Genomic DNA, 14,140 nt, shown 5'->3' with positions numbered 1-14,140 from the left:
TGCCCGCCCTGCTGCGCGAGCTCATCCTGGCCGCGGCGCAATTGCCGCTGGACTACGACGACAGCGGCCGTGACGGCCTGCTCATGCGTTTGCTGCTGGCTGAGCTGGCGGCCATCCCGCGCTTGCCGCTTTACCTGCCCTGGCCCCGGGACAAGCGCTTGCGCGCCCTGTGCGACACCGTGGTGCGCGACCCCGGGCAGCCGCATGAGGTCGCGCACTGGGCGGCGCGCCTGGATGTCTCCACGCGGACCCTGCACCGCGCCTTCCAGCGCGAAACCGGCATGACCTTCGGCCGTTGGCGCCAGCATGCCCGTCTGTTGTCGGCGCTTGAGCGCCTGGCGCATGGCGAAAAAATCCTGAGCATCGCGCTGGACCATGGCTATGCCAGCCAGAGCGCCTTCGCGGCCATGTTCAGGCAGCATTTCGGCGTGCCGCCCTCGGCCTTCTATACCTAGGCGCTGCTCGCTCCGCGCAGCACGCGCACCGGGGTGTGGGTGCCATAGCTGTAGCAAAGCTCGGCCAGGTCGTCCACCTGCCAGAACGCCAGATCGGCGCGTTTTCCGACCTCCAGGCTGCCGATCTCATCCTGCATGCCCAGCGCGCGCGCCGCGGCGTGGGTCACGCCATTCAAGGCTTCGGCCGGCGTCAGGCGGAACAGGGTGCAGGCCATGTTGAGCATCAGCAGCAGGGAAGCCAGCGGCGAGGTGCCGGGATTGCAGTCCTCCTGCGCGGCATCCCAGCCGATCCGGTCGCCGACGGCGGCGCGCAGTTTGTAGGGTGCCTCATCATCGTCCAGCGCGTAGTCTGCGTCGGCCTGGTGCATCGCGAACCAGGCGGCTGCGGCACGCACGCCGTCGGTGACCGTCATTCTTTTTCTCCTGCGGTGCTGGTTGGGTGGTTGCCGGGGCGTCCTCCAGCCGTCGCACGACAGGGGAGAGTGTCAAGTTTTCTGCAAGGGCAGTCGCCCATCGTTTGCTAACCGTAGGTGAATGACAACGGCCTGCAAATGATTATTGACGCCACTCGATCAGAATCAGGGATGCATCTGAAGCGACCATCAATACCGCCCCGCGTCTAGCAATGTAAGATCTGAATACACAAGGCCTAGGTGTGTCGTCGCGCAGATTGCGGTGCCACATGAGGAATAAGATATGGCTCGGCGATTAAATATATGCCCTGCCTGCAAGCAAAAAGCAGGCGTTCCATTGATGTGGGGCTATCCAAGCGACGATGCACTAGATGCGGCATCCAAGGGTGAATTAATCCTTGGCGGGGACGTGCTGTTCGATATAAGCCTAAATAGGCAGTGCAAACAATGTGGACATCAGTGGAGTACCTATGGGCGCAAGGAAAGTGCTGAGCCCGCCGCGCCTGAACCATCCCGGCCTAATACCAAGAGCGAGTCAGAGCAAAAGACTTCCCCTCCGAATAAGGGGGCGGCCGTAACTGACCACCCCGTTATTGGCGAAGCGTCCAGCCCCTACGGTCTCTTAAAAAATCCCGAGGCACAGCGCCCCAGGAATGTTTCCATAGCTCCGGCAGTCGTTTTATTTTTCGTGATCTTCTATGTCGGCGGCGCGCTTGTTCCTCTGGCCTGTTCGGATGGGTGGCATTCTCACTCCATAGGACGAGCAGGGGCATGTTCTCATCATGGCGGGATCAATGCCTTTCCTATCTTTCTGGTGTTCTTGCTTGCTGCTTTTATTGCATTCAAATTTCACGGATATAGGATGAAGAAAGCTCAAAAATCCGCTAGCGACCAAGAGTAGCTATGATGCAGGGCTTCGACCCCGTTCCACCGATGCCAAGAAGCGCCTCAGAGCATGGAACGCCTTGCAGTCCGTCTGCCCATCGACCACTGCGTCTTCGTAGTTGTTGCCCATGGTCGTCACCCGCAATCACGCCCGCTGTGAGGCCACGACCCTGCAGATCAGGTCGGTCGGGACGATGAACCCCTTGCGCGATTCCTTGGTCGCCGCGCCGAGGTCGCTGAAGCTGGCGAAGGGCCGCGCATTGGACAGGTCATAGACCTGCCCGTCGAGGTTGAGTTGAGCACCGACGATTGATTGCCCGGACTTCGTTGAATGGGGCGACGACCAGGGCCGACTCGTTCGGGTTCTTTGAGTTCCACTGCGCGCCCAGGCCCGTGCAGGCAATCGACTGGCAGGCGTTGCCGTGCGGGTCGATGGTGACGATGCGGGCGTCGTCGAAGCCGCTCCGACTGATCCGAGCATCAGAGCCAGAGGTGGTCGAACAGCCGGCGAGTGCGGCCAGGGCGAGGATCGATGCGAGGACGAGCTTGGGGGCATTATTGTCGGTTGTGCTCCATGCGGTGGCGTGGGCGACGTTTTTACGGGCTTTGCGCTACATGGGCCTATGGGCATCGTGCCTATGGGTCGTGGACCAGAGGCCACAAAAAAAGTCTTCCTCAGATGGCGAGAGCGGAGATTGCGGACATCGGGCAGATATTCGGGGAGGTCCTGCGACGGCACAGGTCGGAGCAGAACGTGTCCCAGGAGGAGCTCGCCTTTCAGGCGGGCGTTGACGGGACGTTTGAGTCTCGCCTCGAGCGCGGCGTCAGGCAGCCGACGATCACGACCTTGATAGGTGTCGGCCAGGCACTCAGTGTGTTCGCTGCGGACTTGGTGCGTGAGACGGAGAAGGAGTACCTGCGTCAGCACAAGTAGATAGGCGTGGCAGTTAACTCACGGCGCCGCAGCACCGTGTCGGTTTCGTGTTTGAGCGCGCCTGAAAAGAAAAACGCCCTAGGCTGCTGGGCGCCTAAGGCGTTGATCTGCTTGCAGAATTCTGGTGGCCTGGGGCGGAATCGAACCACCGACACGCGGATTTTCAATCCGCTGCTCTACCAACTGAGCTACCAGGCCAACGAAGACCGCAACTATACATGAAATTTTTCGGCTGTGCACGAAGGCGCGCACTTTTTTGCTGCCGTGGGCGAAAAAACGTTTGGGCCGGCGCGGCTTGCGTTGTGCAAGCCGTGCCGGGGCGATGTGGACGGGCTGCCGTTTTGTTGGGTTTGCGCCGCGCGCGGTTTGATCTGGCGCAAGCGGGATGCGATGGGTGGGCGCGCTGTGGCGCCGGAGGCGCGGGGCGGGCGCCCGGGGGTATAATCACGAACGTCGCTGTTACAAATCACAGCCCCGTTTCCTTTCCTGATGTCAGTCGCTGTTCTAGCCTTCGGTCTGAACCACACCTCGGCGCCGGTTTCGGTGCGCGAGCGCGTGTCCATGCCCGTTGATCTGGTCAAGCCGGCGTTGGAAGGGCTGCGCTCGGCGTTCGGCGGGGCGGTGCGCGAGGCGGCGATTCTGTCGACCTGTAATCGCACGGAAGTCTATTGCGCCGCCGAGGTGGGCGTGGCCGAGCAGTTGCCGGCCTGGCTGGCCGATCATCACAGCCTGGAGGCCGGCAGCCTGCATCCGCATCTGTATCGCCTGCGCCAGGATGAGGCGGTGCGCCATGCGTTCCGTGTGGCCAGCGGCCTGGATTCCATGGTGTTGGGCGAGCCGCAGATCCTGGGCCAGATGAAGGACGCGGTGCGCGCGGCCGAGGAGGCCGGTTCGCTGGGCACGCTGTTGCACCAGTTGTTCCAGCGCACGTTCTCGGTGGCCAAGGAGGTCCGTTCGCAGACCGCGATCGGCGCGCATTCGGTGTCGATGGCCGCCGCCGCGGTGCGCCTGGCCGAGCGTGTGTTCGGCAATCTGGACCAGGCCCGCACGCTGTTCATCGGCGCCGGCGAGATGATCGAGCTGTGCGCGACCCATTTTGCCGCGCAGCGTCCGCGTTCGATGGTGGTCGCCAATCGCACGGTCGAGCGGGCGGAGTCGCTGGCCGGCCGTTTCTCGGCCGGCACGATGAAACTGGCCGATCTGACCGAGCGTCTGGCGGAGTTCGACGTCGTGGTTTCCTGTACGGCCAGTTCCCTGCCCATATTGGGTCTGGGCATGGTCGAGCGCGCCACCCGGCAGCGCCGCCACCGTCCCATGGTCATGATCGATCTGGCGGTGCCGCGCGATATCGAGCCCGAGGTGGGCCGCCTGGACGATGTCTATCTGTATTCCGTCGATGACCTGGGCCGTCTGGTTCAGTCTGGCACGGACGCCCGCCGCGCCGCGGTGGTGCAGGCCGAAGCCATCATCGAGACCCGCGTGCAGGGTTTCATGCATTGGCTGCAGTCCCGCGAGGTGGTGCCGGTGATCCGCGACCTGCATCAGGCCGCGGAGGATGTGCAGGCCGCCGAGCTGGAGCGCGCGCGCCGCATGCTGGCGCGCGGCGAGTCGCCCGAGGCGGTGCTGGAGCAGCTGGCCCATGGCCTGACGCAGAAGTATCTGCATGGTCCGCTGGCCGCGCTCAACCGCAGCGCGGGCGATGAGCGCAAGCAGCTGCTTGCCTGGGTGCCGCGCCTGTTTCCCGGCCGCGATTCGCGCCGTTAGCTGCCACGTCCGCCTTCGCCGTGATCGCGCGGCAGCGCCCGCGCGCGCGTGTTGTCCAATTCTTTTTTCTCGAATACGCCCATGAAATCCTCCATGCGCAGCCGGCTGGAACAGCTGGCGCACCGCTTGATCGAAGTAGACGCCTTGTTGGCCGACCCGGATACCGCGGGGGATATGGAGCGTTTCCGCAAGCTTTCGCGCGAGCGCGCCGAGCTGGAGCCGGTGGTGGCGGCCTTTACGAGCTTCCAGGGCACCGAGGCGGATCTGGCCACGGCGCAGGAGATGCTGGCCGATCCCGAGATGAAGGCCATGGCCGAGGAGGAGATCAAGACGGCGCGTGAACGCCTGGAGACGCTTGAGGGCGAGCTGCAGGTGTTGCTGTTGCCGCGCGACCCCAATGACGGCCGCAGCCTATTCCTGGAAATCCGCGCGGGCACGGGCGGCGATGAGAGCGCTTTGTTCTCGGGCGACCTGCTGCGCATGTATTCGCGCTATGCCGAGAACCGCGGCTGGCGTGTCGAGATCATGTCGGAAAGCCCTTCGGAGCTGGGCGGCTATAAGGAAGTGATCGCCCGCATCGATGGCGATGGCGCCTATGGCCGGCTGAAGTTCGAGTCCGGCGCGCACCGCGTGCAGCGTGTGCCGGCCACCGAGGCGCAGGGCCGCATCCATACGTCGGCCTGCACGGTGGCGGTCATGCCCGAGGCCGACGAGATGGGCGAGATCGTCATCAATCCGGCGGATCTTCGTATCGATACCTTCCGCGCCAGCGGCGCGGGCGGCCAGCACATTAACAAGACCGATTCGGCGGTGCGCATCACCCACTTGCCGACGGGGCTGGTGGTGGAGTGCCAGGATGACCGCTCGCAGCATCGCAACAAGGACCGCGCCATGCAGGTGCTGGCCGCGAGGCTGAAGGACAAGGAGTTGCGCGAGCGCCAGAGCAAGGAGGCCGCCGAGCGCAAGAGCCTGGTGGGCTCGGGCGACCGGTCCGAGCGTATCCGCACCTATAACTATCCGCAGGGGCGCGTGACCGATCACCGCATCAACCTGACGCTGTACAAGTTGCAGCAGATCCTGGAAGGCGATCTGGACGAGCTGACCGGCGCGCTGCTGGCCGAACACCAGGCCGAGCAGCTGGCGGCGCTGGGCGATTGAGCCGCCATGCGGATCAAGGACCTGTTGCAGGACCGCCGTCTGCCGCGCCTGGAGGCGCGCATGCTGGTCGAGCAGGTCTGGCGGCGTCCCCGCGCCTGGCTGCTGGCGCATGATGATGAGCCGGCCGATGCCGGCCTGGCCGCGGCCTATGAGGCGCTGGCGCAGCGCCGGCTGGCCGGCGAGCCCATGGCCTATGTGATCGGCGAGCGCGAGTTCATGGGGCATGTGTTCCGGGTCACGCCCGCGGTGCTGATCCCGCGTCCGGATACCGAAACCCTGGTGGAGGCGGCGCTGGACTTTGTGCGCGCCCGCCCGCGGGCGCGGGTGCTGGACCTGGGCACCGGCAGCGGAGCCATCGCGGTGTCGATCGCGCTGGCCTGCCCCGAGGCGGCTGTGACCGCGACCGACCTGAGCGCCGAGGCGCTGGCGGTGGCGCGCGGCAATGCCCAGGCGCTTGGCGCGCGGGTGGCCTTTGCCCAGGGCAGTTGGTTCGAGGCGGTCGGGGACGGCAGCCGGTTTGACCTCATCGTGTCCAACCCGCCCTATATCCATGCTGGGGATGCGCATCTGGCCCAGGGCGATCTGCGCTTTGAGCCGCGCTCGGCCCTGACGGACGGGGCCGACGGCCTGGGGGCGCTGGCCGAGATCGCGCGCCAGGCGCCCGGGCGCCTGCTGCCGGGCGGCGCGTTGTGGATGGAGCATGGCTGGGACCAGGCCCCGGCCGTGCGGGCCTTGTTACAACAGGCGGGCTTGCGCGAAGTCGCCAGCCGCCGGGACCTTGCCGGGATCGAGCGGATTTCCGGCGGCTTCCTATAATAGTGGTTGTGTTCCGCTTGTTCCTTTTGCGAGTTAATCCATGAGCGACGTACAAGATTTCATCCGCGATACCGTCACGCAGCATCCCGTGGTGCTGTTCATGAAGGGTACCGCGCAGTTTCCGCAATGCGGTTTTTCGGGCCGCGCCATCCAGATCCTCAAGAGCTGTGGCGTGAAGAAGCTGGTGACGGTCAATGTGCTGGAAGACGACGAAGTGCGCCAGGGCATCAAGACTTTTTCCAACTGGCCGACCATCCCGCAGCTGTATGTGGGCGGCGAGTTCATCGGCGGTTCGGACATCATGAACGAGATGAACGAAAGCGGCGAACTCAAGACGCTGCTGGATAACGCCGGCGCCACGGTCTGACCATGCGCAGGCTGGTCGTCGGCATCACGGGCGCCACCGGCGCGCTCTACGCCGTGCGCATGCTGCAAGTGCTGCGCGGCGTCGAGGATGTGGAGACGCATCTGGTGGTGTCGGCCTCGGGCGTGCTCAATATCCAGCACGAGCTGGGGATGGGCCGCCATGAGGTCCAGGCCCTGGCCGACCATAGCCATGGCGTGCGCGATGTCGGCGCCACGCTGGCCAGCGGCGCTTTCGCGACGGCCGGCATGGTCATCGTGCCATGCTCCATGCGCACGCTGGCGGCCGTGGCCCACGGCCTGTCCGATAACCTCATCACGCGCGCGGCGGATGTCACGCTCAAGGAACGCAGGCGGCTGGTGATGATGGTGCGCGAGACGCCCTTCAATCTGGCGCATTTGCGCAATATGACGGCGGTCACGGAAATGGGCGGCATCATCTTCCCGCCCTTGCCGGCTTTCTATCACCGGCCCGCCAGCATCGAGGAAATGGTCGACCATACGGTCGCCCGTGTCCTCGATTTGTTCGATATCCCGGTGCCGGGCCCCAGCTGGGACGGCACCCGCCCCGGCGCTCAGGCGGGGATGGGATAACTCTGCTGGTAGCGCACGCTGAAGGTCTTGAAGGCCTGCAGCGCCTGTTCGGGATCGTGCCCCGGCTTGACCAGGAAACTGTCGAATCCCACGCGCGCCTGGTAGTAGATGGTGTCTATCATCACGTCGCCCACGGCGCGCAGTTCGCCTTGCCAGCCATGGTTGCGGCGCAGCAGCTGGGCCAGGGAATAGCCGCGCCCATCGGTATAGACGGGGAAGTCGATGGCGATGAAGGCGGGCTGGGCCGCGGCGAGGTCGATCTGGGCGGGATCGGCGTCAGGGGCGAGCAGCAGGCCTACCGGATGGCGGCGGGCCGCCAGCGCCGGCGTCTGCGCCTGCCAGAGCGCGAGGCGGACGATCCAGCCGGGCTCGTCGGCGGGCAGGCTGTCGTCGGCGTCATGCAGGCGCCAGCCATTGGCTTGCAGTTCGCCGTGACGGATGAGATGAGGCAGGGGAGTATCGGTCATGGCGGGTCTCAGGCTTCCACGGTTTCGCGCTGCGCGGGCTTGGCCAGCAGCGGATCGGCGTAGACGTCCTTCTTGAAGGGATCGATGCCGACGCGGTCCACCACGTCGATGAAACGCTCGGCTTCGCTGTCGCGCAGGCCCAGGTAGGTGCGGATCAGGCGGTCCACCACATGGGCGACCTGTTCGCGCGCGAACGACGGGCCGATGATGCGGCCCACGGCCGCGCCGCCGCCCCGGGTCGATTCGATGTCGGGCAGGGGGCGGGCCGCGCCGTTCTGGCGCCCGCCTATGGTCACCTGGTACCACTCCTCGCCGGCCTTGTCCACGCCGAGAATGCCGATGTGGCCGACATGGTGGTGGCCGCAGGAGTTGATGCAGCCGGAGATGTTCAGGTCCAGTTCGCCGATCTCGAACAGGTAATCGAGGTCGTCGAAGCGGCGCTGGATGGCTTCGGCCACCGGGATGGACACGGCGTTGGCCAGGGCGCAGAAGTCGCCGCCGGGACAGGCGATGATGTTGGTCAGGAGGCCGATATTGGGCGTGGCCAGGTTCAGCGCCTTGAGTTCGTTCCACAGCGCGGGCAGCTGCGAGCGCTTGACGTCGGCCAGGATGAGGTTCTGCTCGTGCGAGACGCGCAGTTCGCCGAAGCCATAGCGTTCGGAGAGGTCGGCCACCGCGTCCATCTGGTCGGCGGTGATGTCGCCAGGCGGCACGCCCGTGGGCTTGAGCGAGAGCGTGACGGCGGCATAGCCGGGCACTTTGTGTCCATGCACATTGGTGCGCAGCCAACGGGCGTACGACTTGTCTTGGCTGGCGAGCTCGGCGCTGGGGTCGGGCTCGTCGGCGGCGCCGGCTTCATAGGCCGGCCAGACGAAGCGGCCGGCGATGGTGTCGAGCTGTTCTTGCGTGATGGTGTCCGGGCCGTCCTTGATGCGCAGCCACTCTTGCTCGACCTGCTGGGCGTAGACCTCGGGCGTGAGGTCCTTGACCAATATCTTGATACGGGCCTTGTACTTGTTGTCGCGCCGGCCATGCAGGTTATAGATGCGCAGCGCGGCCTGCATATAGGTCAGCAGGTGCTGCCAGGCGACAAAGGGCTTGATGAGATGCCCCACCATGGGCGTGCGGCCCATGCCGCCGCCTATCCATACGCGGAAACCCAGCTCGCCGTCGCGCTCGACGGCCTGCAGGCCGATGTCGTGCACGCCGACGGCGGCGCGGTCTTCGACGGCGCCGCTGACGGCGATCTTGAACTTGCGCGGCAGGAAGGCGAACTCGGGGTGCAGCGTGGACCACTGGCGGATGATTTCGCACCACACCAGCGGGTTGACGAGCTCGTCGGGCGCGATGCCGGCGAAGTGGTCGGTGGTGGTGTTGCGGATGCAGTTGCCGCTGGTCTGGATGGCGTGCATCTGCACTTCGGCCAGCTCGGCCAGGATGGCCGGCACGTCTTCCAGGCGCGGCCAGTTGAACTGGATGTTCTGGCGCGTGGAGAAGTGGCCGTAGCCGCGGTCGTAGCGGCGCGCGATATGGGCCAGCTTGCGCAGTTGCCGCGCGGCCAGCATGCCGTAGGGAATGGCCACGCGCAGCATGGGGGCGTGGCGCTGGATATAGAGGCCGTTCTGCAGGCGCAGGACGCGGAATTCATCTTCGCTCAGGTGGCCGTCGAGAAAGCGGCGCGTCTGGCCGGCGAATTGGGCCACGCGCTCTTCCACGAGCTGCTGGTCGACGGGGTCATACACGTACATGATGGGAACCCTGGAGGGGCCGGCGCGCCGGCGTCAAAAGGCGCCTCGACGTCGCCGGGCGCCATTGCGGTGATTTGCACATAACCGTAACAGCAGGCCGAGCGGGCCGTCTAAGTCATTGTGGTTATATGGATATGGGCCGGGGCCGCTAGAGCAGCGGCTCGAGGGGCAGCAGCGACAAGAACCACACCGACAGGCGCTGCCAGAGGCTGGCGCCCGGTTCGCTGTCGTGGCGGATGAACCCGCCGTCGGGCGTGGGCTCCAGCCAATAGAGCCGGCCGTGTTCGTCCAGCAGCACATGGTAGGCGTCGGCCGGGATGCGGGTGTCGAAAGTATGGCTGATGGCCCGGGCCAGGGGCGGACTGTCGATGACCAGCCCGAGCTCGGTGTTCAGGTGGGCCGAGCGCGGGTCGAAATTGAAGGAGCCCACGAACACGCGGTGGTCGTCCACGGCGAAGGTCTTGGCATGCAGGCTGGAGCCCGAGCTGCCGAATGGGCCCAGGCCGCGGTGGCGCTGGACCTCGTCGCCGGCCCGGCGCATCTCGAATAGCTGCACGCCGCTGGCCAGCAAGGCTTCGCGGCGTTTGGCATAGCCCGAGTGCACCACGCTGACATCGGTGGCTTCGAGGGAGTTGGTGAGCACGCGCACCCGCACGCCGCGCCCGGCCATCTGGGCGAAGGCGGCCGTGCCCTCGGCCGTGGGCACGAAATAGGGCGAGACCAGCTCCAGGTGGGATTGCGGCTCGCCGATGATTTCCTTGAGCTGGTGCGCCACCAGCCCGTCGGGCCGGGCCTGGTCCAGGACCTTGGCCGGGTCGTCGCTCACCATGCGGGCGGGCGACCACTCCAGGGGCAGATTGCCCTGCAACAGTTGATGCACCAGGGGCGTGCGCGCCAGCGCTTGCATATAGGCATCGGCCTTGGGGTCGCGCTCCACGCCCTGGGCCGAGTGCGCCAGGCGGTCGAGTTCGCCCGCCGGTGCGGCAGGCAGCAGGCGCTCGACGGGATAGGCCGAGATGCTGTTCCAATAGCGGTCGAAGTCGCTGGAGACATCCTGGACCACGGGGCCCACGGCCAGCACATCGAGGTCGGCGAACAGCACGCCTTCGGTGGCGCCGAAGTACTCGTCGCCGATGTTGCGGCCGCCCAGGATGGTGGCCTGGTTGTCCGCGGTGAAGGATTTGTTGTGCATGCGCCGGTTAAGGCGCTTGAAGTCGGTCAGGTAGCCGATGGCCTTGGGCCGGCGCACGACAAAGGGATTGAACAGCCTTACCTCGATATTGGGGTGCTGGGCCAGCGCGGCCAGCGTGGCGTCCAGGCCCGAGGTGCCGTTGTCATCGAGCAGCAGCCGTACCCGCACGCCCCGGTCGGCGGCCTGGTGCAGGGCCTCGAAGAGCAGCGTGCCGGTCATGTCGCCATGCCAGATGTAGTACTGCACATCCAGCGTGCGCTGCGCGGCGCGCGCCAGCAGCATGCGCGCGGCGAAGGCGTCGTAGGCGTCGGCCAGGGGATGGATGCCGGCCAGGCCGGGATGCTGCGCGACGCGCGGCGCGATGGCCTGGCCCAGCGCCGTGGCGCCGGCTTCGGCCGGCGGCAGGCTGGCCGAGGCGTTGCGGCCTTCTTGAGAGGGCAGGGCGCAGCCGCCCAGCAGGGCGGCGAGCAGGCCGGTCACGATAAGCCGGACCAGCCAACAAGGGCGGCGTACTTGCGTGTCCGCCGCCACGCCTCAACCCGGGTGGGTTTCAAGGCAGGGGACGAAGGCGCCGGAGGCCGCGTCACGCACGAACAGCACGCCGGTGGCGACGCCGAAATAGCAGCCGTGCAGCTGCAGCGAGCCGTTTTGCACCCGGCGGCTGATGGACGGGAAGGTCATCAGGTTTTGCAGGCTGTGGCCGATGACGGCCAGCTCCAGGCGCTTGAGGTCCTGGGCGCGGTCGCCCGTGCTGTCGCCCAGGGCGTCGGCCACCGGCGCGATCTGCGACATCCATTTGCCGATGAAGTCCATTTTGGACAGCGGCTCGGCGTCGTCGTAGTAAGAGCGGATGCCGCCGCAGGAGGCGTGGCCCATGACCACGATGTGCTTGACCTCCAGGCCGTTGACGGCGAATTCGATCGCCGCGCTGGTGCCGTGGAAGGAGGATTCGGCGTCGGGCTCGCAAGGCGGCACCAGGTTGGCCACGTTGCGCACGACGAACAGTTCGCCTGGACCCACGTCGAAAATCGCTTCGGGCGACACGCGCGAATCGCAACAGCTGATGATCAGGATTTCGGGTTGTTGGCCTTTTTCGGCCAGGGCTTCGTAGCGGCTGCGTTCGGCGGGAAAGCGGCCCTTGAGGAAGGACTGGTAGCCGTCGGTAAGTCTTTTGGGAAACATGATCGTATCCTGGTTATTGCCTCTTGGGCACGCTGGCTGGCGCCAGGCCAGGCCATGTGCCGGGGCCGCTTAGGCGGCCCCCGGGCGTCGTGCATTTTCCCACAACGGCCTGCCGCTGGAAAACCGGCCGGGCCGCCCGGCTCAGTCGGCCCGCACCTCGACCGCGGTAAAGCGCTGGAAGGTCATGGGGGTGCTGGCCCGGATGTGCCAGAGGTCGCCCGGCTCCAGCGGAATGGGCGATTGAGAGGAGATGCGGCCGATTTCCTGTCCGTTGGCGTCAAATAGCGCGAAGGTGACGGATGGTTGGACGATGCGCTTTTGTCCCTGGTTGCTATAGGTGCCCGTGATCACCGTCTGGCCGGCGATGTTGTCGCGCGTGGCCTGGAGATTGCCCAGTGTCACCCCGTAGGGCAGGCTTTGCGCCATGGCCTGGGCGGACAGGCACAGCAGGACCGCGGCGAATACATGCTTGAACAGATTCATGGCGCATTCCGAAGGCCGGGAGAGGTGCTGCCATTATGTCGTCGGCCCGGCTTGGCGAAAATGTCGAACACGGTGCAGTTCGTAACCATTCTCGTCAGGCTCGGCGCGAGCTTGCAAGCGCCGGGGCTTTGATCGAAACTTGCCCATACCGGGGACCGTCCCGGCATTGTCCGCTTCCGGCGTTGTCGCGCAGGTCGCGCGGCCCCGGGGGCAGGGGAGGAAAGCATGGTTTTCCGTAAGTCCAGCATGGTTGCCGGCCTGTGCCTGGCCCTTTTGGCCAGCGGTCCGGTGGCCGCCCAGACTGCCGCGCCTGCCGCCACGCCCGGCACCAAGCCGCTGACCCCGCAGCAACAGCGGATGGCGGAATGCAACAAGTCCGCCGAAGGCAAAAAGGGCGATGACCGCAAAGCCTATATGAGCAGCTGTCTCAAGGGTGAGGAGCCCGCCAAGTCATTGACGCCGCAGCAACAGCGCATGAAGGATTGCAACGCCAAGGCCAGCGCCCAGTCGCTGAGCGGCGACAAGCGCAAGACCTTCATGAGCACCTGCCTGAAAGGGGGATGATGCCCGGCCGGGACTGCCGACAAAAGCAAAGGCCTTGTCCTCGGACAAGGCCTTTTTCGTGGCCGGGCGGCTTCCCGCTGCCTACACCGTGGCGATGGGCGTGACCGGCGAGCCGATCGCATGCGGCAGGCGCAAGGGCGGGGCGGTCAGCATGAAGCGGTTGCGGCCATGGGCCTGCAGCCACTGCGCGAGGTCTTTCAGATACCAGAGTTCGGCCAGCGGCAGGCCGAGCTTGAACAGACAATGATGGTGCAGGGGCAGCATGGCGCGCCGGCCCTGGCGGTCGCGCGCCGGGTAGGCTTCGACCGCGTAGTTGTCGGCGCAGATGGCGGCGATGCCGCTGTCGCTGATCCACGCCAGCAGAGCCTCGTCCGTGCCGTCAAGCGCCGCGCCGTACTGATGCAGGACGTCGGCGTCGGGCTTGCCTTGCATCTGCACCACGGCTTCGGCGTAGCCGGTGCGCAGCACCAGCATGTCGCCGGATTCGATTTCGACGTTCTGCGCTTTCATGGCCTGCTGCAGTTCGGCGGCGCCGATGAGGGTGCGGCCGGTGCCGAATTCGCGCGCCAGGTCCACCAGCACGCCGCGGCCCTGCATGCCTTTCTCGGCCAGGTTTTCCACGCCTATTTTCAGCGCGGCCGAGGGCCCGCCGCTGTTGCAGCCGCAGCCGGTATGGTCGCCATCGACCGGCCCGATGACGTCCACGCCGGCGCGAAAGCCGTTGTAGTAGACCAGTTCGTCGCGGCCATCGCCGTCGGCGTCGAACAGCGCGCCCACGTGGGCCAGCGAATCCCATTGCGTGGAGTACTGCATGGACAGCAGCACCTGGTCGTCGCTCAGGACATCGACCGCGTCGGGGTTGATGGCCCGCAGCGGGAAATTGACGTAGGGCGTGTCGTTGAGCCGCGTCGGGCTGAGCTGCGGCGGGTGGCGCCGGGGATTGAGCACGTTGCCGCCCGGAAGGTCCAGGGGCAGCGACAGGCAGAAGGTCTTGCCGGCGCGGATTTCGCGGGCCGCCTTGAGCACCTGTTCCTCCGTGATGAGGTTCAGGCGGCCGAGCTGGTCGTCCGGGCCGTAGTCGCCCCAGTTCGATCCCGGGGGCCGTTGTTTCCAGCGTTGCAT

General features: G+C 66.0%; 16 protein-coding genes and 1 tRNA gene. 9 read left to right on the top strand and 8 right to left on the bottom strand.

The genetic code is table 11. The annotated features are described in order from the left end of the window. A partial coding sequence (locus tag AXA74_RS13540; protein WP_155680871.1) for a helix-turn-helix transcriptional regulator occupies nt 1-455 on the top strand: 455 nt, incomplete at its 5' end. Here AXA74_RS13540 and AXA74_RS24870 read toward each other — a convergent pair. Then, nucleotides 452-868 (bottom strand): amidohydrolase family protein, encoded by a 417-nt coding sequence (locus tag AXA74_RS24870; protein WP_032979518.1) that lies wholly within the window; start codon nt 866-868, stop codon nt 452-454. The two genes, AXA74_RS13540 and AXA74_RS24870, sit on opposite strands and share 4 nt — an antisense overlap. A gap of 283 nt (nt 869-1,151) precedes the next feature. Here AXA74_RS24870 and AXA74_RS24210 point away from each other — a divergent pair, with 283 nt between their 5' ends. Beyond that, nucleotides 1,152-1,769, top strand: coding sequence for a hypothetical protein (locus AXA74_RS24210; RefSeq protein ID WP_126623645.1), 618 nt, complete (start codon nt 1,152-1,154; stop codon nt 1,767-1,769). Between the two features lie 516 nt (nt 1,770-2,285). Continuing rightward, entirely contained in the window at nt 2,286-2,687 is a 402-nt protein-coding gene (locus tag AXA74_RS24865; RefSeq protein ID WP_407060211.1) for a helix-turn-helix domain-containing protein, read from the top strand. Between the two features lie 122 nt (nt 2,688-2,809). On the opposite strand, the gene AXA74_RS13525 is transcribed toward AXA74_RS24865, so the two are convergent. Beyond that, nucleotides 2,810-2,885: transfer RNA gene (locus AXA74_RS13525), tRNA-Phe, on the bottom strand. 291 nt (nt 2,886-3,176) lie between these two features. On the opposite strand from AXA74_RS13525, the gene hemA reads away from it, so the two are divergent. The 5 genes from hemA (at nt 3,177) to AXA74_RS13500 (ending at nt 7,382) form a co-directional block, all read left to right on the top strand. After that, entirely contained in the window at nt 3,177-4,451 is a 1,275-nt protein-coding gene (gene hemA / locus AXA74_RS13520) for a glutamyl-tRNA reductase (RefSeq protein WP_029577978.1), read from the top strand. Nucleotides 4,452-4,532: 81 nt separating this feature from the next. Next, nucleotides 4,533-5,609 (top strand): peptide chain release factor 1, encoded by a 1,077-nt coding sequence (gene prfA, locus AXA74_RS13515; protein WP_029577979.1) that lies wholly within the window; start codon nt 4,533-4,535, stop codon nt 5,607-5,609. Between the two features lie 6 nt (nt 5,610-5,615). Next, the gene (gene prmC / locus AXA74_RS13510) at nt 5,616-6,425 is read left to right on the top strand and encodes a peptide chain release factor N(5)-glutamine methyltransferase (RefSeq protein ID WP_032958434.1); all 810 of its coding nucleotides are present in this window, start codon (nt 5,616-5,618) and stop codon (nt 6,423-6,425) included. Between the two features lie 40 nt (nt 6,426-6,465). Then, nucleotides 6,466-6,792, top strand: coding sequence for a Grx4 family monothiol glutaredoxin (gene grxD, locus AXA74_RS13505; protein WP_029577981.1), 327 nt, complete (start codon nt 6,466-6,468; stop codon nt 6,790-6,792). Nucleotides 6,793-6,794: 2 nt separating this feature from the next. Further along, a complete protein-coding gene (locus AXA74_RS13500; protein WP_029577982.1) occupies nt 6,795-7,382 on the top strand; it encodes a UbiX family flavin prenyltransferase in 588 nt (195 codons plus the stop codon). Here the strand turns inward: AXA74_RS13500 and AXA74_RS13495 are convergent. From AXA74_RS13495 to AXA74_RS13475, 5 genes are all read right to left on the bottom strand, one after another. After that, nucleotides 7,364-7,849, bottom strand: a complete 486-nt coding sequence (locus AXA74_RS13495) for a DUF934 domain-containing protein (protein ID WP_032972319.1) — start codon at nt 7,847-7,849, stop codon at nt 7,364-7,366. The two genes, AXA74_RS13500 and AXA74_RS13495, sit on opposite strands and share 19 nt — an antisense overlap. A gap of 8 nt (nt 7,850-7,857) precedes the next feature. Beyond that, nucleotides 7,858-9,597, bottom strand: coding sequence for a nitrite/sulfite reductase (locus tag AXA74_RS13490; RefSeq protein WP_029577984.1), 1,740 nt, complete (start codon nt 9,595-9,597; stop codon nt 7,858-7,860). A gap of 148 nt (nt 9,598-9,745) precedes the next feature. Continuing rightward, on the bottom strand, nt 9,746-11,269 hold the full coding sequence (locus tag AXA74_RS13485) for a phospholipase D family protein (RefSeq protein WP_029577985.1): 1,524 nt from the start codon (nt 11,267-11,269) through the stop codon (nt 9,746-9,748). A 54-nt stretch (nt 11,270-11,323) separates the two neighbouring features. Next, complete coding sequence (locus tag AXA74_RS13480; RefSeq protein ID WP_029577986.1) at nt 11,324-11,971, bottom strand: carbonic anhydrase; 648 nt, start codon at nt 11,969-11,971, stop codon at nt 11,324-11,326. 141 nt (nt 11,972-12,112) lie between these two features. Continuing rightward, nucleotides 12,113-12,454, bottom strand: a complete 342-nt coding sequence (locus AXA74_RS13475; protein WP_029577987.1) for an FxLYD domain-containing protein — start codon at nt 12,452-12,454, stop codon at nt 12,113-12,115. A gap of 225 nt (nt 12,455-12,679) precedes the next feature. Between AXA74_RS13475 and AXA74_RS13470 the strand changes: the two genes are divergently transcribed. Next, nucleotides 12,680-13,018: a PsiF family protein gene (locus tag AXA74_RS13470; RefSeq protein ID WP_029577988.1), complete on the top strand. Its 339-nt coding sequence runs from the start codon at nt 12,680-12,682 to the stop codon at nt 13,016-13,018. 81 nt (nt 13,019-13,099) lie between these two features. Here the strand turns inward: AXA74_RS13470 and AXA74_RS13465 are convergent, their stop codons facing one another. Further along, entirely contained in the window at nt 13,100-14,140 is a 1,041-nt protein-coding gene (locus AXA74_RS13465; protein WP_029577989.1) for a cyclase family protein, read from the bottom strand.

This window comes from Bordetella hinzii LMG 13501, assembly GCF_001548475.1.
GTDB classification, from domain to species: domain Bacteria; phylum Pseudomonadota; class Gammaproteobacteria; order Burkholderiales; family Burkholderiaceae_B; genus Bordetella; species Bordetella hinzii.
The sequence above is the reverse complement of the archived record's forward strand: the minus strand, read 5'-3'. Positions and strand labels throughout refer to the sequence as shown.